The organism is Hydrogenophaga crassostreae (assembly GCF_001761385.1).
GTDB classification, from domain to species: Bacteria; Pseudomonadota; Gammaproteobacteria; order Burkholderiales; family Burkholderiaceae_C; genus Hydrogenophaga; species Hydrogenophaga crassostreae.
In genome coordinates this window covers 2,378,687-2,402,321 of the sequence record NZ_CP017476.1, presented here as the reverse complement: position 1 = coordinate 2,402,321, position 23,635 = coordinate 2,378,687, and the positions used below count along the sequence as shown (strand labels likewise).

The window sequence follows — 23,635 nt, the reverse complement described above, 5'->3', positions numbered from 1 at the left end:
GAGGGTCCAGCGTGGGTGAAGGAGACAAGGGTCGCGATGGACGCCCCATTTGGCCAAGATTGGCCCTAGCTTTCTCAAGATCAGCCGCGTTTCTTGCCTCGGTGCGCGTCATGGTTGGCGCAGAAGGCTTAGGAGCAATGCTCAAGGGTGGCAATGCGCCCGCATTGCGTGCCAGAGTTGCGGCCCGGGCTACAGCGGTTAGCGTTTCGGGAGTTTTGCGGGCAGCCATGTCACGCCTCCACATTCAGATCTGCATCCGGCTCGTGATTTGACACAGGGCGCGGTAGCACGGGCAAATCGCCTTTGTGATTGGGGGTGAATTTGCCTTCCAGCGAAGGAATGAGTTCCCACATCAGCTGGTGCATGATGTCGCCAGCTTTGCCCGCATCCACCCAATGCACGGGAATTTGAGCGGTGGCAGCCTTGGGAAACGCCGCGATGGCCGGGACCATCGTGTCCATCACGTTGACCTTTCCGCGCAGTTCGATGAACTGCTCACGGATCAATTGGGTAATGTTGCGGCTATCGGTCGTGTTTTGGTAGTGATTGATGACCGCCTTCATGGCGGGGATCGAATAGCCCATTGCACCAGCAGGCTCATGCCTATCGATCAATGCGAGTGATCCCGCGACAAATTCGCGGGCTGAGACGATGTCCGGTTTTACCGGGATGAGCAGCATGTCTGCTGCGTTCACAGCTGCGTCTTGCAGGTAGCCCACCGCACCCTGGGTGTCGATGATCACCACATCGTATTTTGAGGATACGGAATCGTTGCGGATAGCCTGGCGAATTCGCACAAGACGGTCTACCCGGTTATTCAGCCAGTCTTGGAGAGAACTGTCGTATGTGAAGATGCCCTTCTCTTCATCCCACGCTTGGGTGTCTGAACGAACGAGATGAAGAAAACCACCGCGTACGTTGAGTTTTGAGGCATCACCTCTGAATGAAGCGGGAGGAAGCTCAATGTGGCTGATGCAGTCGTCAGCCAGTGCGCCACGCTGGATCATGGTGGTCAACCCATGTCCGGCAACGTGAGAGACCTGAAAGTGGCGTGTCAGCGCTGGCTGAATGTCAGCGTCGATGAGCAAGACACGGTAGCCCATGTCCGCAAGCAATGCACCGATGTTGGCACATAGTGTGGTTTTGCCAACGCCGCCTTTGGTGGCAACTACCGATAGTGTGAGCATTTGATCCTCTCTGAACTGGGTTAAACCTGTTCAGGCGGGATCGGACTACTACTTACAGACTATAGAAATAAGATATAAACGTACTACTTTCTACGTTTTAGATCGTAAAAGTAGTACAAGAATATACATCGTAGAACATGAACAAACTGCGGACGAAACATTACCGGTAACCGCCAAAGGCCTTCAGTCTTCAACAAAAGCCTCTTCACGCTTGCTCTTGATCGACGGCAACAAGACCACCAGCAACAAACCCGCTGCAACAAGCAACAACGTGGCCGACATGGGCCGTGTGATGAACACGGACCAGTCCCCACGGGCAATCAGCAAGGCACGGCGCAGGTTTTCCTCCATCAGGGGACCAAGTATCAAACCAAGCAACAGTGGCGCAGGTTCACAGCCGAGTTTGATGAAAAGGTAGCCAATGAAACCAAAGGCCGCAACCATCCAGATATCAAAGCTGTTGTTGTTGGTCGAATACACACCCACGGCACAGAACAAGACGATGGCTGGAAACAGCAACCGATACGGCACTTTGAGCAATTTCACCCATAGGCCAATCAAAGGCAGGTTCAGCACCAGCAGCATGGCATTGCCAATCCACATCGATGCAACCAGGCCCCAGAACAGTTCCGGGTTGCTGGTCATGACCTGCGGCCCAGGCTGGATGTTGTGAATGGTCATGGCTCCGACCATCAGCGCCATCACCGCATTGGGCGGAATCCCCAGTGTCAGCAACGGAATGAACGAGGTTTGCGCGCCAGCGTTGTTGGCCGCCTCGGGCGACGCCACGCCACGTATATTGCCTTCTCCAAAAGGTACCTCGCCTTCATGCAGCTTGGTCTTTTTTTCAATGGTGTAGGCCGTAAAGGCCGACAGGAGTGCACCCCCGCCAGGTAGAACACCCAAAACCGAACCCAGCGCCGTTCCACGCAAAATCGCTGGAGTCATGCGCCTGAAGTCGGTCGCAGTGGGCATGAGGCCTTTGACCTCACTGGTAAAGACTTGCCGCTGGTCATCGGGGCGCGACAGGTTGCTGATGATCTCGCCATAACCAAACAGACCCATGGCAATGGCCAGAAAACTGATGCGATCGGTCAATTCGGGAATATCAAAGCTGAAGCGCACAACACCTGAGTTCACGTCGGTGCCCATCATGCCGAGCAACAAACCCAGCACAACCATGGCCAGGGCTTTCAACAAAGAACCCGATGCGAGCACCACCGCACCGATCAATCCCACGACCATCAGGGCGAAATACTCCGACGGCCCGAACTGGATCGCCAACTCTGTCAGCGGTTCTGCGAAAGCGGCCAGGATCAGGGTGCCCACGCACCCGGCAAAGAACGAACCAATCCCCGCTGCAGCAAGCGCTGGCCCCGCCCTGCCCTTGCGGGCCATCTGGTAGCCGTCGATCACGGTGACCACCGACGACGCCTCTCCGGGCAGATTGACCAAAATGGCCGTGGTGGAGCCGCCGTACTGGGCGCCGTAATAGATGCCGGCCAACATGATCAATGCGGCCAGCGGATCGAGCCCGTAGGTGACGGGCAGCAGCATGGCAATGGTGGCCAGCGGGCCGATGCCGGGCAAGATGCCGATCAAGGTGCCCAGCAGGCAGCCGACCAAGGCGTAAAGCAGGTTTTGCAGCGTGAACGCGGCGCCAAAACCAAGGGAAAGGTGGTTGATCAGATCCATTTCAGGCAACCTCTGATCAGCCGTAAAGGAAAGCTGGCCACACGGGGAACTGCAGGTTCAGGCCGAGCACGAAGACCAGGTAGCTGCCCATCGACAGAATCACGCCCTGCACCACCGACTCTTTGAAGCTGAAGCCTTTGCGAGCCATGCTGGCCACCACGGTCATCACGATGATCGCCACCCACATGCCCATCGCAGGCAACCCGACGGAAGGAAGACCCACAAGCAAAATGCCGAACAACACGTTGGCCAACAGGATGCACAACAGCGGACGCCAGGCCCAGGGGCCGATCACTTGAGCTTGCGCATGCAAGCCTCCGAACGCTTTGACCGTGATGGCCACGCCCAGGGCCACCAACAGCAAACCGAGCATCAAGGGAAAGTAGCCTGGCCCCATCTGGGCCGCCGTACCGACGTCATAGCTGGTCGCACCCCAGGCAAAGGCGCCGCCAACGATGCAAAACAACAAGCCAGAGTAAAAATCCTGGGAATTCTTCAGTGCCACAACACCACCTTGAAACGCATTGCGGTTGAACGCAGTGCAGCCAAAACAAAGCCTTACCAGCGCCCACTGCCTGATTTGCCACGCACGAAAGACGCGATCAGGTCGGCCTGGTCGCTGCGCCCGGCACTGCGTGCGAAATCCACTGCAGTCAGTCCCTGTTCGTTGCGCAAGCCGGGGTCAGCGCCCTCTTCCAGCAAAAGCCTGACGGCATTGGCGTGGCCATAACGGGCGGCCATCATGAGGGGGGTGGTCCGGTTGGGCGACTCGGCATCGATGTAGGCGTGGTGCTCCAGGAGCAGCGCGACCATGTCGCGGCTCTCGGGCTCGGTGTTGGCGCAAGCGTAGTGCAGCGGTGTCCAGCCCGGCTTGTTGACCTCTGCCTTGTATTTGATCAATTCACGGGCGAGCTCAAGGTGGCCCTTGATGGCGGCCATCATCAGAGGGCTCTCGCCTTTGTCATTTCGGGCCTCGACTTTGACAGAAGGTTGTTTCAACAAAAAGCGGGCAACATTCAGCGAACCCTCCTGGGCCGCAATCAACAAAGCGGTCTGCCCGGCTTCATCTTTGGCACCCACATTCAGGCCCTTCAGGACCATGGTCACGACAGAGGCCTCGTTGTCCACTGCCGCTGCGCGAAACAGCTCCTCGCGCGTTTCGGCAAAACCCGAAAACGGCCAGGTCAGAGCAAGTGCGGCCAGCAAACCCGCCACGACCCCGGAACGAATGCCCTTCAATGCCATGGTCAAGCCTCCAGTACGCGGGAGAACAGAACATCCACGTTGGCCGCCGTGGCCTCAGCAACAGCCTCGACGCTCAGCCCTTTGATATCGGCAATTTGCCGCGCCACATGGGGCACAAAGGCCGGTGAGTTGGTTTTTCCCCGATGGGGAACAGGCGCGAGGTACGGGCTGTCGGTTTCGATGAGCAAGCGATCGAGCGGAACGAAGCGGGCCACATCGCGAATGTCACTGGCACTCTTGAACGTCAGAATGCCCGAGAAGGAAATGTAGAAATCCAGATCGAGCGCGGCCCGGGCCACAGCTTCGGTTTCCGTGAAGCAGTGAAATACCCCGCGTGAGCGAGGCAGGGGCGAACTGCTGGAGCTGCCAAATCCGCCTTGCTCGCGCAGGATGGCCAGCGTGTCATCGGAAGCGCTACGGGTGTGGATCACCAATGGCAAATCGGTCTGTCGACCAGCGTCGATGTGGGTTCGATAGCGTTGACGCTGCCATTCCATGTCGGCCACCGAGCGGCCATTGAGGCGGTAGTAATCAAGCCCGGTTTCGCCAATGCCCACCACGCGTGGCAAAGCAGCGCGCTCCACCAGATCTTTCAGCGAAGGTTCTTGAACGTCTTCGTTGTCAGGGTGCACACCCACGGTGGACCAGAGCTGGGCATTGCCCGTGGCCAGTGAGTGTACGTCAGCGAATTCTTCGAGGGTGGTGCAAATACACAAAGCCCGCGTGACCTGCGCGACCGACATGGCCTCAAGAATGGACGGCAGCTGCGCGCGCAGCTCAGGGAAACTCAGATGGCAATGGGAGTCGGTGAACATGAATCGAACAGGCCGTTAGCCTGCTGTTTGGTACCCGCCAGAAGCTGCCTGAAAAGCGCAGCCTCAGATCGTCTGGGTTGCGCGATCGGAACCCAGCGCAGAACCGAGCAATTCCTCGATTTTGAGTTTGAGCTGGCGGGATTTGTCGTCTGCAGGAAAGCGAATCCCCACGCCTTGGGTCCGCCCTGCAGAGGCTTTGGGTGGCGTGACCCATGCCACTTTGCCAGCCACAGGGTAGCGCTGCGGGTCATCGGGCAGGCTGAGCAGGACGTAGACATCGTCACCCAACCGGTAGTCACGCGAAGAGGGAATGAAGATTCCGCCATCGGCAAACAAGGGAATGTAAGCCGCGTACAGGGCGGCTTTTTCCTTGATGGACAGCTGGATAACACTGGGGCGGGCCGAAGGGCTCGCAGCGGCGGGGTTGGTGCTCATGAGACTCAAGTTTAGCGGCAAACCGCCTGTTTAGTTAGGCCGTTTTTCCGGGGCAAGCACTTCGCGTGTTCTTGCAGCCCAGGCTTCTTGCATCAACCCGGCTGAATAAGGGTGTTCCACAGACCGCGCAGCCTGCATCAAATCACGCGACCAGCGGGCGAGCACACCCCACCTTGGCGCCACCGGCGGCAAGCTGCTGGCGGCAAAGAACCGTGGCGAAGCGCTGGATGCCGTGGCCATGAGGTCGTGACAGAGTTTTTGCATCACGTCGAGTTGTTGATGGGGCGCCCACTTGGCGAGCAGGCTCCAGTCACCTTTGGCCATGGCGGCGGGAAGACTGTCCCATTGTTTGGGGTCCCACCCCGATCGCAGCCAGGCCAAGGCTTGTTCGGGCCGGCCACCCACGGCACGCAAACAGGTGATCAACGCACTATCGGCTGGCGATTTGGCACCCAGTTCGCTCTTGATCCAGGTCAGCGCATCGGCCTCAGCCGGCCAGACCATGGCGTGGGACTGGCAGCGGCTGCGCACCGTGGGCAGGAGTTGATGGGTGGCTTCGCAGGCCAGAACCAGACGGGTGTCGCCCGCGGGCTCCTCCAGTGTCTTGAGCAGGGTGTTGGCGGTTTCCGTGTTCATGCGCTCTGCCGGGTACACCAGCACGGCCATGCCTCGACCCCTCGCGCTGGTGCGCTGGGCAAAGCCAACGGTTTCCCGCATGGCATCAACCCGAATCTCCTTGCTCGGTTTGCGGCTCTTGTCGTCAACCTCTTTTTGTGCTTTTTCAGACAGCGGCCACCCCAGCTCAAGCGCCACGGTTTCGGGCATCAAAACCGATAAATCGGGATGGGCATGGGTATCCACCAGATGACAACTGCGGCATTCACCACAGGCGCCTGCCGGGCTCGGCGCCTCGCACAGCCAGGCTTGCACCAGGGCCAGACCCAGTTCGTATTGACCCAGACCCGAGGGCCCTTCCAGGTGCCAGGCGTGGCCGCGCTGTTGCAGCAAATGGGCCAGCTGGGTTTGCAACCAGGGAGCCAGTGTGTCGGGTTTGCTCATGGCTTCAGTGAACCCTCAGCCAGCCGCGCTGTACAACATGGGCCAGCAGATCACTCCAGACTGCCTCGCGCGGCTGTTCGGCGTTGAGGCGCGCGAACCGCTCAGGCTGGGCCTTCTCCCGAGCTGCGTATCCTTCGACCACGGCTCGGAAAAAAGCCACCGGCTGGGCTTCAAAACGATCGGGGGTGCGGGCGTCGGCCAGGCGGGCTGCGGCCACTTCGGGGGTGATGTCGAACCACACCGTGAGATCGGGCTGGCGCAGGCCATTGCCTTGCAGCGCAGGCGTGGTCTGCACCCATTGCTCCAGGGTCTTCAGAACCGCCAGATCAAACCCCCTGCCACCACCCTGGTAGGCGAAGGTGGCGTCGGTAAAACGGTCACACAGCACCACATCGCCGCGTGCCAGAGCGGGCTCGATGACGGTCAACAGGTGGTCGCGCCGGGCGGCGAAGACGAGCAATGATTCGGTCAGCGGGTCCATCGCGTCGTTCAACACGATGCCGCGCAGCTTCTCGGCCAATGGCGTGCCACCGGGTTCGCGGGTCAGCGTCACAGCCCTGCCCTGCGCCTTGAAGGCGTCGGCGAGGCCGGCGATGTGGGTTGATTTGCCCGCACCGTCAATGCCTTCGAAAGATACAAACAGGCCAGGGTTGGCCGCAGGGGTCGGGCGCATGGGCTTCAGCGATTCAGGATGTAGCGGCGCACCGCAGAGTTGTGTTCACCGAGCGAGCCACTGAAATGGCTGCTGCCATCGCCACGGGCCACGAAGTACAGGGCCTGCGTCTCGGCCGGTTGCACCGCGGCCAGCAACGAATTCCACCCGGGCATCGAGATGGGCGTGGGCGGCAGACCTGCTCGGGTGTAGCTGTTGTAGGGGGTATCTGTCTGCAGGTCGATGCGGCGCAGATCACCGTCGAAGCGTTCGCCCAGTCCGTAAATGACGGTGGGGTCGGTTTGCAGCCGCATGCCGATGCGCAAACGGTTGTTGAATACCCCGCCAATCATGGCCCGGTCAACCTCGGCACCGGTTTCTTTCTCGATGATGCTGGCCAGGACCAGCGCATCTTCAGGCGATTTCAGCACCGAGCGAGGGCTCTTTTGCGCCCAGGCCTCGGCCAGGCGCTGTTGCATGGCTTGCGCGGCCTGTTTCAAAACGCTGGAGGCTGGTGCGTTGCGCACCACGCGGTAGGTGTCAGGAAAGAACTGGCCTTCCGGATGGCGCCCAGGCAGGCCAATCAACGCCATGATGGCCTCTGGGCTCAAGCCTTCAAGGTCTTGCGTCAGGTCTTTGCTGGCGCGAATCGCCGCAAAGGTCTCGCGGCTGTTCCACCCCTCAAGCAAGGTCACACTGCGCAGGGCCTGCTCACCACGCACCAGCTTGTCGAGCAAGCTGGCAGGCGTGGCTCCTGGCTGTATTTCGTAGAAGCCCGCTTTGATCTCGGTGCCCCGGCCGGAAACACGGAACCAGGCGTACAAAGCCATTGGCGAAACCGCCACACCCGCATCGGCCACAGCGCGGGCCACGGCACGCGAAGAACTGCCGGAGGGCACAGCCAGTTCCAGCGGCGCCTCGATTTGAACGCCCGCAGGCCCCTTCAAGGGCTGCTGCACCCACCACCAGCCAAAAGCCGCCAGGGCAACCAAAGCCATGGCAGGCAATACGATCAGGAGAAAAAACAGGCGTTTCAACGGTGGGCCATACGGTGGATGTGAGGAGGGTTACGTGAGAGCCTGGCGCCATCGAGCCAGGCTGAGCATGATAATCGAGCCGTTAAATATGACGCCACCACGCGCCGTTCAACCCGTTGATCTCTGTCATCTTTTCCCACCTGTCAACAGATCAGCCCGTCACCTGAAGCTCAACATGCCTACAACCAACACCCCATCCCCGATCCAGCCCGAGCACCATGGCGCGGTTCGCTGTGCGCATTTGGGCGTGATCCGGGTGGTCGGCGAAGACGCCGCACAGTTCTTGCACGGTCAACTCACCCACGATTTTGTCTTGCTCGATACGCAACATGCCCGCCTGGCTTCATTTTGCTCACCCAAAGGCCGCATGCAAGCCAGTTTTGTGGGGTTCAAACGCCCGGATGGCGAGATATTGCTGGTCTGCTCACGCGATTTGCTGCCGAGCACGCTCAAGCGTTTGAGCATGTTCGTGATGCGCGCCAAGGCCAGACTGAGCGATGCGAGCGATGACTGTGCCGTTTGGGGCCTGGTGGGTTCGGCTGTTGCAGACAAGCTCCCTGCTGCGCCCTGGAGCCTGCTGCATGAGGCCGACGGGAGTGACTGGGTGCGCCTCTACCCGGCTCAAGGTGTGGAGCGTGCGCTGCGCGTGGCCCCCATCGGGGCCGCGCCTCCAGAAGAGCCGGTTTTGCCGATGAACGACTGGCTGTGGCTGGAGGTCATGAGCGGCGTGGTGGGTATCACTCAGCCGATCTTTGAGTTTTTTGTGCCGCAAATGCTGAACCACGAATCGGTCGACGGCGTGAACTTCAAGAAAGGCTGCTACCCCGGCCAGGAGATTGTCGCCCGCAGCCAGTTTCGTGGCACGCTCAAACGCCGCGCATATATCGTGGCCAGCGACGAACCGCTGACCGTGGGCCAGGAGGTGTTCCACGCCAGTGATGCCGAGCAACCCTGTGGTTCGGTGGCGGCCGCTGCGCCCTCTCCCACGGGTGGCTGGAACGCAGTGGTGTCCATGCAGGTCAGCGCGGCGATGGGCGGTGAGCTGCACGCCGGTTTTGCCCAGGGGCCCCAACTGACCCCCTTGCCGCTGCCCTACCCGTTGCTGGCCGACATTTGAACGGGTTCCGGCTTCCACCGTACCGACTGATTGACCGACGCCATGTGCCTGATTGCCTTCGCCATTGACGTCGAAGCCGGGGTGCCGCTGCTGATTGCCGGCAACCGCGATGAGTTCTTCGAACGCCCCACTGCGCCCTTGCACCGGTGGGCACTGCCCAATGGCGTGGAAGTGGTTGGCGGGCGCGATCTGCGAGACGGCGGCACCTGGCTCGGCTTGAACACGCAGGGGCGCCTGGCCATGCTGACCAACGTGCGCTCTGCGCAAATGGGCCCTGCGGCCCGCAGCCGGGGCGAATTGGCGAGCCGCTGGCTGGCCGGCGACCTGAGCTGGGAGCAGTTGCTCGACAGCATCTCCCCCGCCGATTACGGTGGTTTCAATCTGGTGGTGGGTGATGCCCGGCTTGGGTTCTGGGGCTGGGTCTCGAACCGCAACCCGGCCGATCCTCATGGCGAGGCGCCACCCGACCTGTTCAGCCGGCAGCTGCCTTCAGGTCTCTATGGCTTGTCGAATGCCACCCTCGACACAGGGTGGCCAAAGGCCCTGCATTTAAAGGACGCGCTGGCAGCCGCCATGCCCAGCCCGTTCAACGAACGCAATCAGGCCCAGCTGTTGCAGGCTCTGGGAAACAGCCAGTTGGTCGACGGTGGCCAACTACCGGCGACAGGCGTGCCGCAGGACTGGGAGCGGAGTTTGTCCAGCCCCTTCGTGAACATTCCCGAGCGGGGCTACGGTACACGCAGCAGCCTGCTGGTGCGGGTTTTACAGCAACCCGATCAGGCCGCTTCGGGGCTTGGCTGGCAACTGTCTCTGGATGAATGGACCCACGGAAACGCGCCCGAAGATCGGGCCGTCTGGCGCGAGGACCAGCGGCGTACCGAGAGGCTTAGCTGGTAACCATCCTTAGCCCAGCTTCAACCCCATGGTGATGTGGGGAATGCCCGCCTCTTCATACGGCACGCCCTCTCGCACAAAACCCAAGCGGTCATAAAACCCCTCAGCGGTGCGCTGGGCATGCAGCACCACGCGCTGATCGCCGCGAGCACGCGCGGCATCGAGCAAGGCGTCGAGCACCCGACGCCCCAACTGGCCCCCCCGCAGAACCCGGTTCACTGCCATGCGTCCGATCTTGGCCTGGCCGGGCAACGCGCCCGGCAACAAGCGCCCCGTAGCCACGGCCAGACCCATTCGGTTGTAGGCCACGGCGTGAACGGCATCGGCATCGGCTGCGTCCCACTCCAGTTCCTTGGGAATCTGCTGCTCTTCCACGAAAACCGCGCTGCGGATCGTTTGCGCGTCTGCGCCCAAAGTCGCCCAGTCACCCACCTTGACGCTCACCACCCCTTCACCCGCTTCATAGGCCAGCAGCGTTTTGCGCAAGACATCGGGCACCGGCCGGGATTTCTGAGTTGCAGGGTCGGCAAAGACATAGACGATTTCACCCGAGATCAGGTGTTCTTCGCCCCGGAAAATGGCACCCGTGAACACCATCGACGAAGTGCCAATGCGGCTGCACTTCATGGCGACCTCAACCTGATCATCGACCCGGGCCGACGCATGAAACTCCACTGTCGCTTTCACCACGTAGAGATCGCCTTCGAGGCTGTCCATGGCATCTTGGTATGGCAAGGCCAATGCACGCCAGTAGTCGGCGATAGCGGTGTCGAAATACATCAGATAGTGGGCGTTGAACACGATCTTTTGCATGTCCACCTCGGCCCAGCGAACGCGCAGGCGGTGGAAAAAGCGGAAGTCGCTGCGTTTGAGCGTCATGGTGTCTCCTGTGGCAGATAGCAAATCATGAGCATAGTGGGGAAGCGAGCAGCCGGTGGTCGCGGGCTTGTCTGACAATCGGGGCATGCAACCCACCCGCATTGTCTGCTCGGTCAGCCAGGCGCTCATAGGCGTTTGGCTGGCCTTCGCTGCGACCCTCGCCCAGGCCGAAATCTCGGAGGCATTGAGTTACCGCTACTACGCGGGAGCCAATGAGCCGGGCGTGCCGCTGTTTGAGAGCCTGGTGCGCGCCACGCCCGTTCGGATAGCCGGCAGGCCTTTCCTCGGTCACACCGCCTGGCACATCACCTGGGACCTTCGCTGGCGCAGGGGCAACGATGGCCGTTGTACGCTGGAACGCATCCGCACCCACCTCAAAGCCACCATCACATTGCCGCAAAAGGCACCCGACGATTCCCGTGCAGCCGCAGCATTCCCGCGGTTTGTCAACGCCCTGCGCGAACACGAAATGGGCCATGTGGACATTGCGAGAGAAACCGCAAGGGCCATCGATGACCGCATTTGGCAACTGCCCACCATGCCCAACTGCGGGGCGCTTGAAATGGCGGCCAACAACCTGGGACAGCGTTTGCTGCACGAGGCCCGGCAGCAGGGTCTCGACTTTGACCGCCGCACGGGGCATGGGCGAAGCACCGGCGTGGTGTTGACCGAATAGCTGTCCTCAGCGCCATGAACCCCGCCTTTTGAGGAGCTCCTCAGGCAAACGCCTGGCGCAGGGCCCGCGCCGCATCGATATGGCAAGCCATCGCTTGTGGAATCGCTCGGCCAAACTGAATGAAGCCGTGCACCACGCCGTGGTAAATCTCCAGGTCGACGGCCACCCCGGCCAGTCGCAGGCGATCGGCGTAGGCCACACCCTCATCGATCAGCGGATCGCATTCCGCCAGCCCAACCCAGGCGGGCGCGACGCCCTCAAGGTCTCGCACATGCCCTGTGTCGTCCACGCCGTCCAGTGGTGCAAAACGCCAATCGTCCCGGTCGACGGCATCGCGCAGATAGTGGCCGAAGAAATAGTCGACATGGGCCTTTTCCAGCATGAAGCCGTGGGCAAAAGTCTTGTGCGTTGGCGTGTCCTGGTGCCCTGAGGTTCCGGGGTAGAACAGCAATTGAAGTGCCAGTGGCCAGCCGGCGTCCCGTGCGGCAATTGCTGTGACCGAGGCCAGCGTGCCGCCGGCGCTGTCGCCACCCACCGCAATGCGCCGGTCATCGAGCCTCAGCCCTGCCGCGTTGTCGCGCAGCCAGGTCAAGCTGTCCCAGGCGTCTTCAACGGCGGCCGGGAACTTCCATTCGGGCGCAAGCCGGTAGTCCACCGACACGACGGCACATTGGGCCAGATGGGCCAGGTGGCGACACAACGGCTCATGGGTGGCCACGCTGCCCACGGTGAAGCCTCCTCCGTGAAAGTACAGCAAGGTGGGCAGCGGCGTATCGCTGGCCGGTGCATAAAGGCGAGCCGGTATCTGAAACCCGTCACGCGCAGGCAGCTCCAGATCTTCCACCCGCGCCAGCTTATGGGCCGGTATGTCCAGCACCCCCGCCCCTGCCGCATAGGCCTGTTTCGCTTGCGCAGGAGAGAGCATGTGCATGGGTGGATGGCCAGCCCGCGCGATCCGGTCGAGCAGGCCACGCATGGCAGGGGTGAGCAGGGAACGGGGGTTGGGGTGTTTGGACATGGCGCTGAGCGGGGTCGCATGAAGGAACGGGTACCCGAAACGGGGTTTTCAACGTTCGAATCGCGCCACCTGGGAAGGGGCTTGGGGTGATTTCAGGACGGGTTGGAAGGATCGTTCGGCAAGCCGGTATCAGCCTGTTGTGATGTGTTTGAAGACGCCTGGCGAAAGGCCTTGAGGGCCGCCCGCAAGGTGGGGTAGGTCGATTCACGCACCGGGCCAAAGTTGACCCCGCGCCCGGCAAGGTAACTGCTCAGCTCGGTGGTGCGCCCGGCGAACTTGAGCATGATGCCGCGTTTGGCGAGTGCCTCGCTGACTTCCTTGATCGCGTAAAACCCCGTGACATCGATGCGGCTCACCGGCAGCAAGTCCAGCACGATCCAACGCAGGCCTTCACCGCCCTCTTCCGCGATGGCCATCATGCGCTGGCGGAAGTAAGGGGCATTGAAGAACACCAGCGGTGCGTTGAAGCGCAGCATGGTGATGCCTTCGCGGGTTCGCACACTTTCATGGTGGGTGGTGGCATGCAGACCCGCCAAGCCCTTGACCTCGCCGAGCACGTCCACCGCCGGCCTCGCAGTGAGCTGCAAGAAGCGCACCAGGGAAATCGCCACGGCCAACAAAATGGCCTGGATCATGCCGCTCACCACCACACCAATCAGCACCACCTGGGCGAGCCAGAATTCGTTGCGGTCCAGTGCCCACAGCGCACGCAGCGAGCGCAGATCAAACAGGAAAATCCCGGTGTACACCAGCACCGCACCGAGTGCGGCAATCGGCACGTAGCGCATCGGCTCTGTGAGCAGGATCAGCGCCAGCGCAATGCCGATCGCCGCAATCACACTCACCATCTGTGTGCGGCCACCCATGGCGTCGTTGACGGCGGTACGCGAATCGGCGCCGCTGATGGCGAATCCGCCCAGCATGGACGAGGCGATATTGGCCGCTCCGAGCGCAGCGAAATCGCGATCGGGATCGATCTCGTAGCCGTTCTTGGTGGCGAAACTGCGCGCAGTGAGCATGGCGCTGGAAAAACTGACCAAGGCGATACCGGCCGCCGCGCTGAACAGGGTCTGTATCGCCTCACGGCTGATCTGGGGCACGGCCAGGTTGGGCAATCCGGCGGGCACTGCGCCGATGACGGCGACGCCTTGGCGGTCCAGGTCGAATAGCGCCACCAGCGCGCCCAGCAGCACCATGACCAAAAGCGCGGCGGGCAGCCTGGGAAGTCGATGCCGCATCGCAAACAAAAGTGCAAACGCCAGCACACCCATGCCGAGGGTCGGCAAATGGGTCTGCGCCAGCTTGTCGGCAATTTCAACGAACCGATCCACGATCCCCGTGGACAGCACCGGAAACCCGAGGAGCTTGCCCAACTGACCAAGCACGATCGACAGTGCGATGCCGTTGAGGAATCCGATCAGAATGGGCTTGGACAAAAAATCGGCCAGCACGCCCAACCGCAGGCGGCTGGCGCCCAGGCACATCAGGCCCACCAGAAAGGTGAGTGCAATTGACCACGACAGGTACTCGGGCGACCCGATCACGGCCAACGGGCTCAGCGCCGTGGCCAGCATGGCGCAGGTGGCGGCATCCGGCCCGGCGATGAGCTGCCGCGATGAACCGAACATCGCATAGGCCAGCATGGCCATCATCGAGGCATAGAGACCGGAAGCCGGAGGAAAGCCAGCCAGCTCGGCGTAGGCAATGCCGACCGGAACCGCCACAGAAACCACCGAAAGCCCGGCCACCAGGTCGTACCGCAGATCGCCTCGCCGGTAGTGCCGCAGCGCATACAGGCCGGGGGCGAGACGGTAAATCCAATGCAGGGCTTTGGCAATCAACGCGTATTCATTCAAAAATGGGGGCGGTTTTGACGGGGTGACCAGGACGGATGCGGTGAAACGCATGCACCGCCCCGAATGACCCAAACGCCAGGGCCGCAGGGAAGTTGGTCAGTGTAGCGGCTGGCACCGAAAGGCAAATCCCGATCGGGACACTTCAGACTGGCTCCGGAGGCGACGGGACCTATATAGTTTGCTTTGCCCAAACATCAAATCGAAAGACAAGACCCATGGCCCAAATTCTGTATATCACCAACATCCTGATCGAGTTCGGCGCGCTGGCGCAATTGCAGGCAGAGTGCAAACGCGTGGGCATTCAGCGCCCATTGATCGTGACCGATGCCGGCGTCAAAGCCGCCGGTTTGCTGGCAAAAGTGGAGGCCGCCCTGCCCGACCTGAAGCCGGCGGTATTCGCCGATACGCCGTCCAACCCCACAGAGGCCGCCGTACGCGGCGCCGTTGCGGTCTACAAAGACCAGCAATGCGATGGCCTGATCGCCCTGGGCGGCGGCAGTGCCATCGATTGCGCCAAAGGCGCAGCCATTGCCTGTACCCACGAAGGACCGCTCAAAACCTACGCCACCATCGAAGGTGGATCACCCCGAATCACCGATGGAGTTCCCCCGCTGATTGCCGTGCCCACCACCGCAGGCACGGGCAGCGAAGTTGCTCGCGGCGCCATCGTGATCGTGGACGATGGTCGCAAGCTCGGTTTTCACAGCTGGCACCTGGTGCCCAAGACGGCCATCCTCGACCCGGAACTCACGCTCGGATTGCCTCCCATGCTCACCGCCGCCACCGGCATGGACGCCATCGCGCATTGCATGGAAACATTCATGGCGCCCCCGTTCAATCCACCAGCCGATGGCATCGCTCTCGATGGCCTCACGCGCGGCTGGGCGCACATCGAACGGGCCACCAACGACGGCAGCGACCGAGAAGCCCGCCTCAACATGATGAGCGCCAGCATGCAGGGCGCCATGGCCTTTCAGAAGGGGCTGGGCTGTGTGCATTCGCTCAGCCACAGCCTGGGCGGCGTGAACCCGCGCCTGCACCACGGCACGCTGAACGCCATGTTTTTGCCCGCCGTGATCCGGTTCAACGCCGAGGCCGAGTCCATGAAAAAAGAACGGCGCCTCGATCGCATGGCCCATGCCATGGGTTTGAACAGCGGTGCCGAAGTTCCTGGCGCAATCACGGCCATGAACGCCCGCCTTGGCTTGCCGACCGGCCTGGCGGCCATGGGGGTCACGCCCGATGTGTTCGACAAGGTGATCGAGGGAGCGATGGCAGACCATTGCCATAAAACCAACCCGCGTATCGCCACGCCAGATGAATACCGCGCCATGCTGCAAGCAGCGATGTGATCAGGTTTCGGGTTTTGAGTAGGCCGGGTCAGGCGTGGCTGCGCAGGGCTCGGCTGGCGTGACGGCATCAAGGCCCCAGGTGTGCCAGTCGGGGCCAAAAAGCTCTTCCGGGTGCTGGGTGCGGTCGGCGCCGTTGCCACAGGCCATGTCATCGGCTGCGCAATACTTGTCACAACCCCAACACACACGGTGGGGATTGGCTGGATGAATGGGAAACCGCTTGCTCACAACCCTCACCATAGGCACATGCCGGCGCCAGGGTTTTGACCAAGGTCAAACCCGGTGACCCATGAGGAAAAGACGAACGCGCGATACTGCGCAATTGGCAAGAAAACCACCAGGAGCTCCATATGAAAGCAAACAACATCCTCGAAACAATTGGCCAGACGCCCCACATCCGGCTCAACCGCCTCTTTGCCGGAGCCTCGCAACAGGTTTGGGTCAAATCAGAGCGCAGCAACCCAGGTGGATCGATCAAAGACCGCATCGCGCTGGCGATGGTGGAAGATGCCGAGAAGTCTGGCGCTTTGAAACCCGGTGGAACCATCGTTGAGCCCACTTCGGGCAACACCGGCGTGGGTCTGGCCATGGTGGCAGCGGTCAAGGGATACCAGCTGATTCTGGTGATGCCCGACAGCATGTCGGTTGAGCGCCGCAGGCTGATGCTGGCCTACGGAGCCAGCTTTGATCTGACACCCAAGGAAAAGGGCATGAAGGGCGCCATTGCCCGCGCTGAAGAAATCGTGGCGTCAACGCCCGGCGCCTGGATGCCTCAACAGTTCAACAACCCGGCCAACACGGCGGTGCACGTCCAGACCACTGCTGAAGAGATTCTTGCCGACTTTCCGGATGGCATCGATGCGCTGATCACCGGTGTCGGCACAGGCGGACATTTGAGTGGCTGCGCCCAATTGCTGAAGGCGAAATGGCCCAAGCTGAAGGTGTATGCCGTGGAGCCTGTGGCGTCGCCCGTGATCTCTGGCGGTGCACCCGCGCCCCACCCCATTCAAGGCATCGGTGCCGGCTTCATTCCGGGCAACCTCAACACCAATCTGCTTGATGGGGTGATCCAGGTGGACGCTGAACCGGCCCGCGAGATGGCGCGGCGCTGCGCCCGCGAAGAGGGCATTCTGGTGGGTATATCTTCTGGCGCCACGCTGGCCGCCATCGCCCAAAAACTGCCCGATCTGGCTCCTGACGCGGTGGTGCTCGGGTTCAATTACGACACAGGTGAACGCTATCTGTCGGTTGAAGGCTTCCTGCCGCAATAAGCCCTGCCCGCCAAGAAAAAGAGCGTTCGCTGCACTGGCAGCGAACGCTCTTTTTCCGCGACCTGGGAAATTCAGATGCGCTTCATGGCGTATTCAAAGAAGCTGGTGGGATAACCCTCTGCGTCTTCTGTGGAATCCGGATCACCGATTTGCAAGGTGTCGCCGTTGACATACAGCAGCACCTGCTTGCTGCCCTGATCGGAGCCACCCGAGAACTTGTCGGCCTGCACGCCACCGACAGCCTTGTTGCCGGCGAGTTTGAGCGATACGTTGCTCAAGACTTTGTCATCCTTGACGACCGGGCCTGAGCAAGAACTGCCAATGTAGTAATAGATCACCACCTTGCCGCCGAGCGTGTCTGCGGCCGCCTTGGTGAGGTCGGCACGAATCTCGGCAGAAGCGCCCGAGTCGGAATAACACTCACTCTCCCAGGAGCCCACATATTTGGCGACGGCGTCGACAGAGGTATCGGCCACCACAGGATCGTCTTTGCCACCGCCGCAGGCGGTCAGGGCCAATGCGGCAACAGCCAAACAGCTGACTTGGGTCCAATGGGAAATGCGCATGTGTTTCGTCCTTCTCTTTTGAGGGTGGTTCAAAGCGGCAGTCGCCGCAGCAAACCCGCTTTTTACAGGAAAAACAATGCCCATGTGTTCGAAAAAGCAAGAAGGTGCATCACTGCGAACCTGAAAGATGGGCCTTAACGGCCTCCCAACCCCATGCTGCGCGAGATCACTTCTTTCATGATTTCGTTTGTTCCGCCATAAATGCGCTGCACGCGCGCATCGGCATAAGCCCGGGTGATCGGGTATTCCCACATATAGCCGTAGCCCCCAAAAAGCTGCACACATTCGTCCATCACCTTGCATTGCAGATCGCTGCACCAGTACTTGGCCATGCTGGCTGTGGCGGTGTCGAGCTGGTCCTTCACGATCAACTCGCAACACTTGTCGACAAACACCCGGGCCACCTGTACTTCGGTTTGCATCTCGGCCAGCTTGTAGCGCGTGTTTTGCATCGCACCCACGGTGGTGCCAAACACCTTGCGCTCCTTCACGTAGTCCACCGTCCAGTCGATCGCTGCTTGCGCGGCCGACACCGCGCCAATGGCGATCTGCAGGCGCTCCCAAGGCAGCTGCTCCATCAGGCAGATGAAGCCGCGGTTCTCTTGCGCTTCGCCGCCGAGCAACTGCTCGGGCGCCAGCTTCACGTTGTCGAAGAACAGCTCACTGGTGTCTTGCGCTTTCAAACCCAGCTTTTTCAGGCGCTTGCCTTTTTCGAAGCCGGGGGTGCCCGCTTCGAGCAAAAACAAGCTGGTGCCCTTGCCCCCAGCCGCCGGGTTGGTTTTCGCGACCACAATCACCAGATCGGCGTGCCAGCCGTTGGTGATGAAGGTTTTGCTGCCGTTGAGCAAATAGCTGCCGTCGGCTTGCTTCAGCGCGGTCGTCTTTACCCCTTGCAAGTCGCTGCCCGCCGCGGGTTCGCTCATGGCGATGGCGCCCACCATCTCGCCTGTGGCGAACAGCGGCAAATACTTCGCCTTCTGCGCTTCGGTGCCGTAGTGAAGGATGTAAGGCGCCACGATTTCGTTGTGCAGCCCGTAACCGATGCCGCTGAAGCCGCCACGCGCAAGCTCCTCCATCTGAATCACGGAATAGAGCTTGTCCGCCCCGGAACCGCCATAGGCTTCCGGCATGGTCATGCAGAGAAAACCGTTTTGACCGGCCTTGCGCCACACCTCGCGATTGACATAACCCTGCTCTTCCCAGGCTTCGTGGTGGGGCGCGATTTCGTTGTCCATGAAACGGCGAAAGCTGTCGCGAAAGGCTTCGTGGTCGGCGTTGAAGAGGGTTCTTTCAATCATGGGGCTGTCACTTTCTTGACTGGGTCAACAGGATTTATACAAAGCGTTTGCTTGGTAAAAGTCTATACTGATCCGATCCCTGCGTCACGCCCCTAAGGAGACTCCCATGTCAGAAGCATTTGTTTACGACGCCATCCGCACTCCGCGTGGCAAAGGCAAGAAAGACGGCAGCCTGCATGAAGTCAAACCGGTCAACTTGCTCGCGGGCCTCTTGCGCGATCTGCAAGCGCGCAATGGTTTTGATACGGCGGCGGTGGACGACATCGTCATGGGCGTCGTGTCGCCCATTGGTGAACAAGGCTCGGTGCTGCCCAAGGTGGCGGCGCTCAAGGCCGGCTGGGACTGGCGCTGCTCGGGCGTGCAGCTCAACCGCTTTTGCGCCTCGGGGCTGGAAGCCGTGAACATGGCCGCGATGAAAATCAAGAGCGGCTGGGAAGACCTGGTGGTCGCCGGCGGCGTGGAGTGCATGAGCCGCGTACCGATTGGTTCCGATGGCGGGGCCTGGGCGCAAGACCCTGAAACCAACAGCGAAACGCTGTTCGTGCCGCAAGGAGTGGGCGCCGATCTGATCGCAACCATGGCGGGCTTCAGCCGCGCCGATGTCGATGCTTTTGCACTCGAATCGCAAAAACGCGCCACAAAAGCGCGTGCCGAGGGCCGCTTTGCCGGATCCATCGTTCCCGTGAAAGACTTCTTGGGCCAAACCATCCTGGGTGAAGACGAGTTCATCAAACCCAACACCACCCTGGAAGGCCTGGCCGGCCTCAAACCCGCTTTTGAACAGCTTGGCGCCATGGGCTTCGACGCCGTGGCCTTGCAGCGCTACCCTCAGGTGGAACGCATTTACCACGTGCACCACGCCGGCAACTCCTCGGGCATTGTCGACGGCGCAGCGGCGGTGTTGATCGGCTCTGAGGCCGCCGGCAAAGCCCACGGCCTGAAGGCCCGGGCACACATTGTGTCGGTGGCACTCTCCGGCGATGACCCGACCATCATGCTCACCGGCCCCATGCCTGCCGCCCGCAAGGCGCTGGCCAAAGCCGGGCTCACCATCGACCAGATCGACTTGTTCGAAGTGAACGAAGCGTTTGCCACCGTGCCGATGAAGTTCATGCAGGCAATGGGCGTGCCGCACGAGAAGGTGAACGTCAACGGCGGCGCCATTGCCATGGGCCATCCATTGGGTGCCACCGGGGCGATGATTCTCGGCACGCTGATCGATGAACTGCACCGCACGGGCAAACGCTACGGTCTTGCAACCCTGTGTGTCGGCGGCGGCATGGGAATAGCCACGATTATTGAGCGCGTATAACGCGCACCCCCGCGCCGCGCTTCGCGCGTCACCCCCTGCGAGGGGGCGACCCTGGTGGACTGGCATAGCCGGTTCCACGGGGTCCTTGGTAAAGAAATCTTGCTCCGGACACCGCTCTGTTCCAGACACGCATTGAGGATTGACCCATCATGAAAACCATCCGCTACGAACTCGCCGACGGCATCGCCACGCTCACCTTTGACGAACCGGACTCGCAGGTCAACACCATGTGTGCCCAGTGGCAGACCGATCTCACTGAGGCCACTTCCCAGGTGTTGAAGGACAAAGCGCAAATCAAAGGCGTTGTGCTCGCTTCGGCCAAGGCGACCACGTTTTTTGCCGGCGCCGATCTCAAGGGCCTGATGCGCCACAGGGCGGTGGACACGGTCACGTTGTTCAACGAGATCGAGCAAATGAAGCGGAACTTCCGCACGCTGGAAACTCTCGGTGTTCCGGTGGTGAGTTGCATCAACGGCTCGGCCCTGGGCGGGGGCTGGGAAGTGGCGCTGGTGGGCCACCACCGCATCGCAGTGGACAACCCCAAGATTCAACTCGGCCTGCCCGAGATCACCCTGGGACTGATCCCGGGTGCCACGGGCATCACCAAAATGACCCGACTGCTCGGCCTCATGGGCGCGCAGCCCTTTATTCTGGAAAGCAAGCTGTTCAACCCCAGGCAGGCGCTGGAACTGGGTCTGGTGCACGAACTGGTGGCCGATGCGAGCGAGCTGCGGGCCAAAGCACTGGCCTGGGTCGCCGCCCACCCCCAGTCCATCCAGCCCTGGGACGACAAGGCCTACAAAATGCCCGGTGGTACACCGAGCAACCCCAAGATCGCAGCCGCGCTCACCGTGGCGCCCGCGATGCTGAAGAAGACCACGCGCGGTCTTTACCCGGCGCCTGAGGCGGCGCTGGCCGCGATGGTCGAAGGCGCGCTCGTCGACTACGACACCGCCACGCGCATCGAGTCGCGCTACCTCGCGAAGGTCGCGGTGGGCCAGGTGGCAAAGAACATGGTCAACACCTTCTTCTTCAACATGGGTGCGATCCGCAGCGGGCGCAGCCGCCCCGGCGATGTGCCACGCTACCAGCCCAAAAAGGTAGGCATTCTGGGCGCCGGGATGATGGGCGCTGGTATCGCTTATGCGCAGGCTGCGCGCGGCATTACCACGGTGTTGAAAGACGTGAGCCTCGCCAATGCCGAGACGGGCAAAAGCTACAGCGCCAAATTGACACAAAAGCGCGTGGACAAAAAGCAGATGAGCGCCGAGAAGCAGCAAGCCCTGCTGGCGCTGATCACACCCACCGAGAGCGCGGTCGATTTGAAAGGCTGCGACCTGATCATCGAAGCCGTCTTCGAGCAACGCGAACTCAAAGCCCGTGTCACGCAGGAAGCCGAGCCCATGCTGGCCGACGGCGGCTTTTTCGCCAGCAACACCTCCACCCTGCCGATCTCGGGCCTGGCCACTGCCAGCGCCAAGCCCAGCAAGTTTGTCGGCATCCATTTTTTCAGCCCGGTCGACAAGATGAAGCTGGTGGAAATCATCCGCGGCAAGGCCACCGACGACGAAACCATCGCCCGTGCATTCGACTACGTGCAGGCCCTGGGCAAGTTGCCCATCGTGGTCAACGACTCACGCGGTTTTTACACCAGCCGCACCTTTGGCACCTTCGTTATGGAAGGCGCAGCCATGCTGGGCGAAGGCATTCCCGCGCCGGTGATCGAAAACGCCGCCATGCAGGCCGGCATGCCTGTGGGGCCGCTGGCGGTGCTGGATGAGACCGCGTTGTCGTTGTCGGTACACGTGCTGGACCAAACCCGCGCCGACCTGCAAGCCAGCGGGGAAACTTACACCGCCACACCCGGCGAGCTGCTGGTGGAAATGATGGTCAAAGAGCTCAAACGACCGGGCCGAGCCGGCGGTGGCGGGTTTTACGAATACCCCGAGGGCGGCAGGAAGCACCTGTGGCCAGAGCTCCAAACCCGTTTCGAAAAGGCCGACGCCAAGTGGGACCTGCAGGACGTCAAGGACCGGCTGCTGTACCGCCAGGCCGTTGAAACGGCCCGCTGCCTGGCCGAAGGCGTGCTCACCACCGTGCACGACGGCAACATCGGTTCCATTTTTGGTATCGGCTTCCCGGCTTACACCGGCGGTGCCCTCCAGTTCATTTACGCCATGGGCGTCGATGCCTTCGAGCAACGCTGTGCATCGCTGGCGACCCAGTTCGGCCCCGGATTCGCCTTGAATGACGCAGTTATCACCGCCCTGCGACAGCACCAGCCCGCCTACTGACCCTGTCAGCGGCGCGCCAACCTGCGCCTCTACACTCAAAACCGCCGGAGGGCAGCCTGCCCTCCGGCCCTTTTTCGACAACCTCTGAACCACCCATTTGCCATGAAACGTCTCGAAGGAAAAATCAGCCTCATCACCGGCGCCGCCCAGGGTATTGGCCTGGCCACCGCGTTGAAATTCGCCGCCGAGGGCGCCACCGTCGTCATATGTGACGTCAAACAGGCCGCAGTGGACGACGCCGTGAAACAATGCGAAGCGCTGGGCGCCACGGCGGTGGGTTTTGTGATGGACGTGACGCAGCGCGAGATGGTGGACGCGGTGGTGGCCCAGGTGAAAGAGCGCTTTGGCCGCATCGATACCCTGGTCAACAACGCGGGCATCACGCAGGATGCCCGGCTGCAAAAAATGACGCTGGAGCAGTTCGACCGCGTCATCGATGTCAACCTGCGCGGTGTGTTCCATTGCGCCCAGGCCGTGGCCGACACCATGACCGCGCAAGGCAGCGGCGTCATTCTCAACGCTTCTTCGGTTGTGGGTATCTATGGCAACTTCGGCCAGACCAACTACGCCGCCAGCAAATTCGGTGTGATCGGCTTCACCAAAACCTGGAGCCGCGAGCTCGGTCCCAAAGGCGTGCGCGTCAACGCGGTGGCGCCCGGCTTCATTTCCACACCCATTCTTTCGACCATCCCCGACAAAGTGATCCAGGAAATGGAGCAGCGCGTTCCCTTGCGCCGGCTGGGCAGGGCCGAAGAAATCGCCAATGTCTACGCATTTCTGGCCAGCGACGAAGCCAGCTACATCAACGGCGCGGTGATCGAGGTCTCGGGCGGCATGTCGGTGTAGCGCTGAGCCCTCGAGGTTTTCTGCAACAGAGTGTGCCAATCTTCACGAACGCCGGCTGAAATGCGCAAGTGATGTAGCGCTTTAGTTGGCATCACTCTGGCTGCACTGATGAAGCTGGGCTTTTCAACGCT

Annotated in this window: 23 protein-coding genes; 8 read left to right on the top strand and 15 right to left on the bottom strand. The window is 61.3% G+C overall.

The window, feature by feature from the left end:
• Positions 1-230: 230 nt before the first annotated feature.
• The 9 genes from LPB072_RS11065 to mltG all read right to left on the bottom strand — a co-directional run bounded on the left by LPB072_RS11065 (position 231) and on the right by mltG (position 8,086).
• Positions 231-1,187: a ParA family protein gene (locus LPB072_RS11065; RefSeq protein WP_082876872.1), complete on the bottom strand. Its 957-nt coding sequence runs from the start codon at positions 1,185-1,187 to the stop codon at positions 231-233.
• A 183-nt stretch (positions 1,188-1,370) separates the two neighbouring features.
• Positions 1,371-2,882 (bottom strand): tripartite tricarboxylate transporter permease, encoded by a 1,512-nt coding sequence (locus LPB072_RS11060; protein ID WP_066089501.1) that lies wholly within the window; start codon positions 2,880-2,882, stop codon positions 1,371-1,373.
• Positions 2,883-2,898: 16 nt separating this feature from the next.
• Positions 2,899-3,387 (bottom strand): tripartite tricarboxylate transporter TctB family protein, encoded by a 489-nt coding sequence (locus LPB072_RS11055; protein WP_066089498.1) that lies wholly within the window; start codon positions 3,385-3,387, stop codon positions 2,899-2,901.
• 53 nt (positions 3,388-3,440) lie between these two features.
• Positions 3,441-4,127, bottom strand: a complete 687-nt coding sequence (locus LPB072_RS11050; RefSeq protein WP_066089495.1) for an ankyrin repeat domain-containing protein — start codon at positions 4,125-4,127, stop codon at positions 3,441-3,443.
• A 2-nt stretch (positions 4,128-4,129) separates the two neighbouring features.
• Positions 4,130-4,942, bottom strand: coding sequence for a TatD family hydrolase (locus LPB072_RS11045; RefSeq protein ID WP_066089492.1), 813 nt, complete (start codon positions 4,940-4,942; stop codon positions 4,130-4,132).
• Positions 4,943-5,005: 63 nt separating this feature from the next.
• Positions 5,006-5,377 (bottom strand): PilZ domain-containing protein, encoded by a 372-nt coding sequence (locus LPB072_RS11040; protein ID WP_066089489.1) that lies wholly within the window; start codon positions 5,375-5,377, stop codon positions 5,006-5,008.
• A gap of 30 nt (positions 5,378-5,407) precedes the next feature.
• Positions 5,408-6,436 (bottom strand): DNA polymerase III subunit delta', encoded by a 1,029-nt coding sequence (locus tag LPB072_RS11035; protein WP_066089485.1) that lies wholly within the window; start codon positions 6,434-6,436, stop codon positions 5,408-5,410.
• A gap of 4 nt (positions 6,437-6,440) precedes the next feature.
• Entirely contained in the window at positions 6,441-7,109 is a 669-nt protein-coding gene (gene tmk, locus LPB072_RS11030) for a dTMP kinase (protein WP_066089482.1), read from the bottom strand.
• A gap of 5 nt (positions 7,110-7,114) precedes the next feature.
• Positions 7,115-8,086 carry an endolytic transglycosylase MltG gene (gene mltG, locus LPB072_RS11025; protein WP_066090805.1) on the bottom strand — a complete coding sequence of 324 codons (972 nt, stop codon included), beginning with the start codon at positions 8,084-8,086 and terminating at the stop codon, positions 7,115-7,117.
• Between the two features lie 214 nt (positions 8,087-8,300).
• Here mltG and ygfZ point away from each other — a divergent pair, with 214 nt between their 5' ends.
• The gene (ygfZ, locus tag LPB072_RS11020) at positions 8,301-9,242 is read left to right on the top strand and encodes a CAF17-like 4Fe-4S cluster assembly/insertion protein YgfZ (protein WP_066089480.1); all 942 of its coding nucleotides are present in this window, start codon (positions 8,301-8,303) and stop codon (positions 9,240-9,242) included.
• Positions 9,243-9,284: 42 nt separating this feature from the next.
• On the top strand, positions 9,285-10,139 hold the full coding sequence (locus LPB072_RS11015; RefSeq protein WP_082876937.1) for an NRDE family protein: 855 nt from the start codon (positions 9,285-9,287) through the stop codon (positions 10,137-10,139).
• 6 nt (positions 10,140-10,145) lie between these two features.
• Here the strand turns inward: LPB072_RS11015 and LPB072_RS11010 are convergent, their stop codons facing one another.
• Positions 10,146-11,015 (bottom strand): YbgC/FadM family acyl-CoA thioesterase, encoded by an 870-nt coding sequence (locus tag LPB072_RS11010; RefSeq protein WP_066089474.1) that lies wholly within the window; start codon positions 11,013-11,015, stop codon positions 10,146-10,148.
• A gap of 85 nt (positions 11,016-11,100) precedes the next feature.
• Here LPB072_RS11010 and LPB072_RS11005 point away from each other — a divergent pair, with 85 nt between their 5' ends.
• The gene (locus tag LPB072_RS11005) at positions 11,101-11,691 is read left to right on the top strand and encodes a DUF922 domain-containing protein (RefSeq protein WP_066089470.1); all 591 of its coding nucleotides are present in this window, start codon (positions 11,101-11,103) and stop codon (positions 11,689-11,691) included.
• A 40-nt stretch (positions 11,692-11,731) separates the two neighbouring features.
• Here the strand turns inward: LPB072_RS11005 and LPB072_RS11000 are convergent, their stop codons facing one another.
• A complete protein-coding gene (locus tag LPB072_RS11000) occupies positions 11,732-12,709 on the bottom strand; it encodes an alpha/beta hydrolase (protein WP_066089467.1) in 978 nt (325 codons plus the stop codon).
• A gap of 92 nt (positions 12,710-12,801) precedes the next feature.
• Complete coding sequence (locus LPB072_RS10995; protein ID WP_082876870.1) at positions 12,802-14,616, bottom strand: SulP family inorganic anion transporter; 1,815 nt, start codon at positions 14,614-14,616, stop codon at positions 12,802-12,804.
• Positions 14,617-14,780: 164 nt separating this feature from the next.
• Between LPB072_RS10995 and LPB072_RS10990 the strand changes: the two genes are divergently transcribed.
• Positions 14,781-15,917 carry an iron-containing alcohol dehydrogenase gene (locus LPB072_RS10990; protein WP_066089464.1) on the top strand — a complete coding sequence of 379 codons (1,137 nt, stop codon included), beginning with the start codon at positions 14,781-14,783 and terminating at the stop codon, positions 15,915-15,917.
• On the opposite strand, the gene LPB072_RS10985 is transcribed toward LPB072_RS10990, so the two are convergent.
• Positions 15,918-16,145: a DUF3079 domain-containing protein gene (locus LPB072_RS10985; RefSeq protein WP_066090797.1), complete on the bottom strand. Its 228-nt coding sequence runs from the start codon at positions 16,143-16,145 to the stop codon at positions 15,918-15,920.
• Positions 16,146-16,267: 122 nt separating this feature from the next.
• Here LPB072_RS10985 and cysK point away from each other — a divergent pair, with 122 nt between their 5' ends.
• A complete protein-coding gene (gene cysK / locus LPB072_RS10980) occupies positions 16,268-17,188 on the top strand; it encodes a cysteine synthase A (protein ID WP_066089461.1) in 921 nt (306 codons plus the stop codon).
• Positions 17,189-17,259: 71 nt separating this feature from the next.
• Here the strand turns inward: cysK and LPB072_RS10975 are convergent, their stop codons facing one another.
• Both LPB072_RS10975 and LPB072_RS10970 read right to left on the bottom strand, forming a co-directional pair.
• Positions 17,260-17,754: a hypothetical protein gene (locus LPB072_RS10975; protein WP_066089458.1), complete on the bottom strand. Its 495-nt coding sequence runs from the start codon at positions 17,752-17,754 to the stop codon at positions 17,260-17,262.
• Between the two features lie 134 nt (positions 17,755-17,888).
• On the bottom strand, positions 17,889-19,052 hold the full coding sequence (locus tag LPB072_RS10970) for an acyl-CoA dehydrogenase family protein (protein WP_066089456.1): 1,164 nt from the start codon (positions 19,050-19,052) through the stop codon (positions 17,889-17,891).
• 106 nt (positions 19,053-19,158) lie between these two features.
• Between LPB072_RS10970 and LPB072_RS10965 the strand changes: the two genes are divergently transcribed.
• The 3 genes from LPB072_RS10965 (at position 19,159) to fabG (ending at position 23,504) form a co-directional block, all read left to right on the top strand.
• Entirely contained in the window at positions 19,159-20,364 is a 1,206-nt protein-coding gene (locus LPB072_RS10965) for an acetyl-CoA C-acetyltransferase (protein WP_066089453.1), read from the top strand.
• 149 nt (positions 20,365-20,513) lie between these two features.
• Positions 20,514-22,658 (top strand): 3-hydroxyacyl-CoA dehydrogenase NAD-binding domain-containing protein, encoded by a 2,145-nt coding sequence (locus LPB072_RS10960; RefSeq protein ID WP_066089450.1) that lies wholly within the window; start codon positions 20,514-20,516, stop codon positions 22,656-22,658.
• A gap of 102 nt (positions 22,659-22,760) precedes the next feature.
• The gene (gene fabG / locus LPB072_RS10955) at positions 22,761-23,504 is read left to right on the top strand and encodes a 3-oxoacyl-ACP reductase FabG (RefSeq protein WP_066089447.1); all 744 of its coding nucleotides are present in this window, start codon (positions 22,761-22,763) and stop codon (positions 23,502-23,504) included.
• Positions 23,505-23,635: the final 131 nt, after the last annotated feature.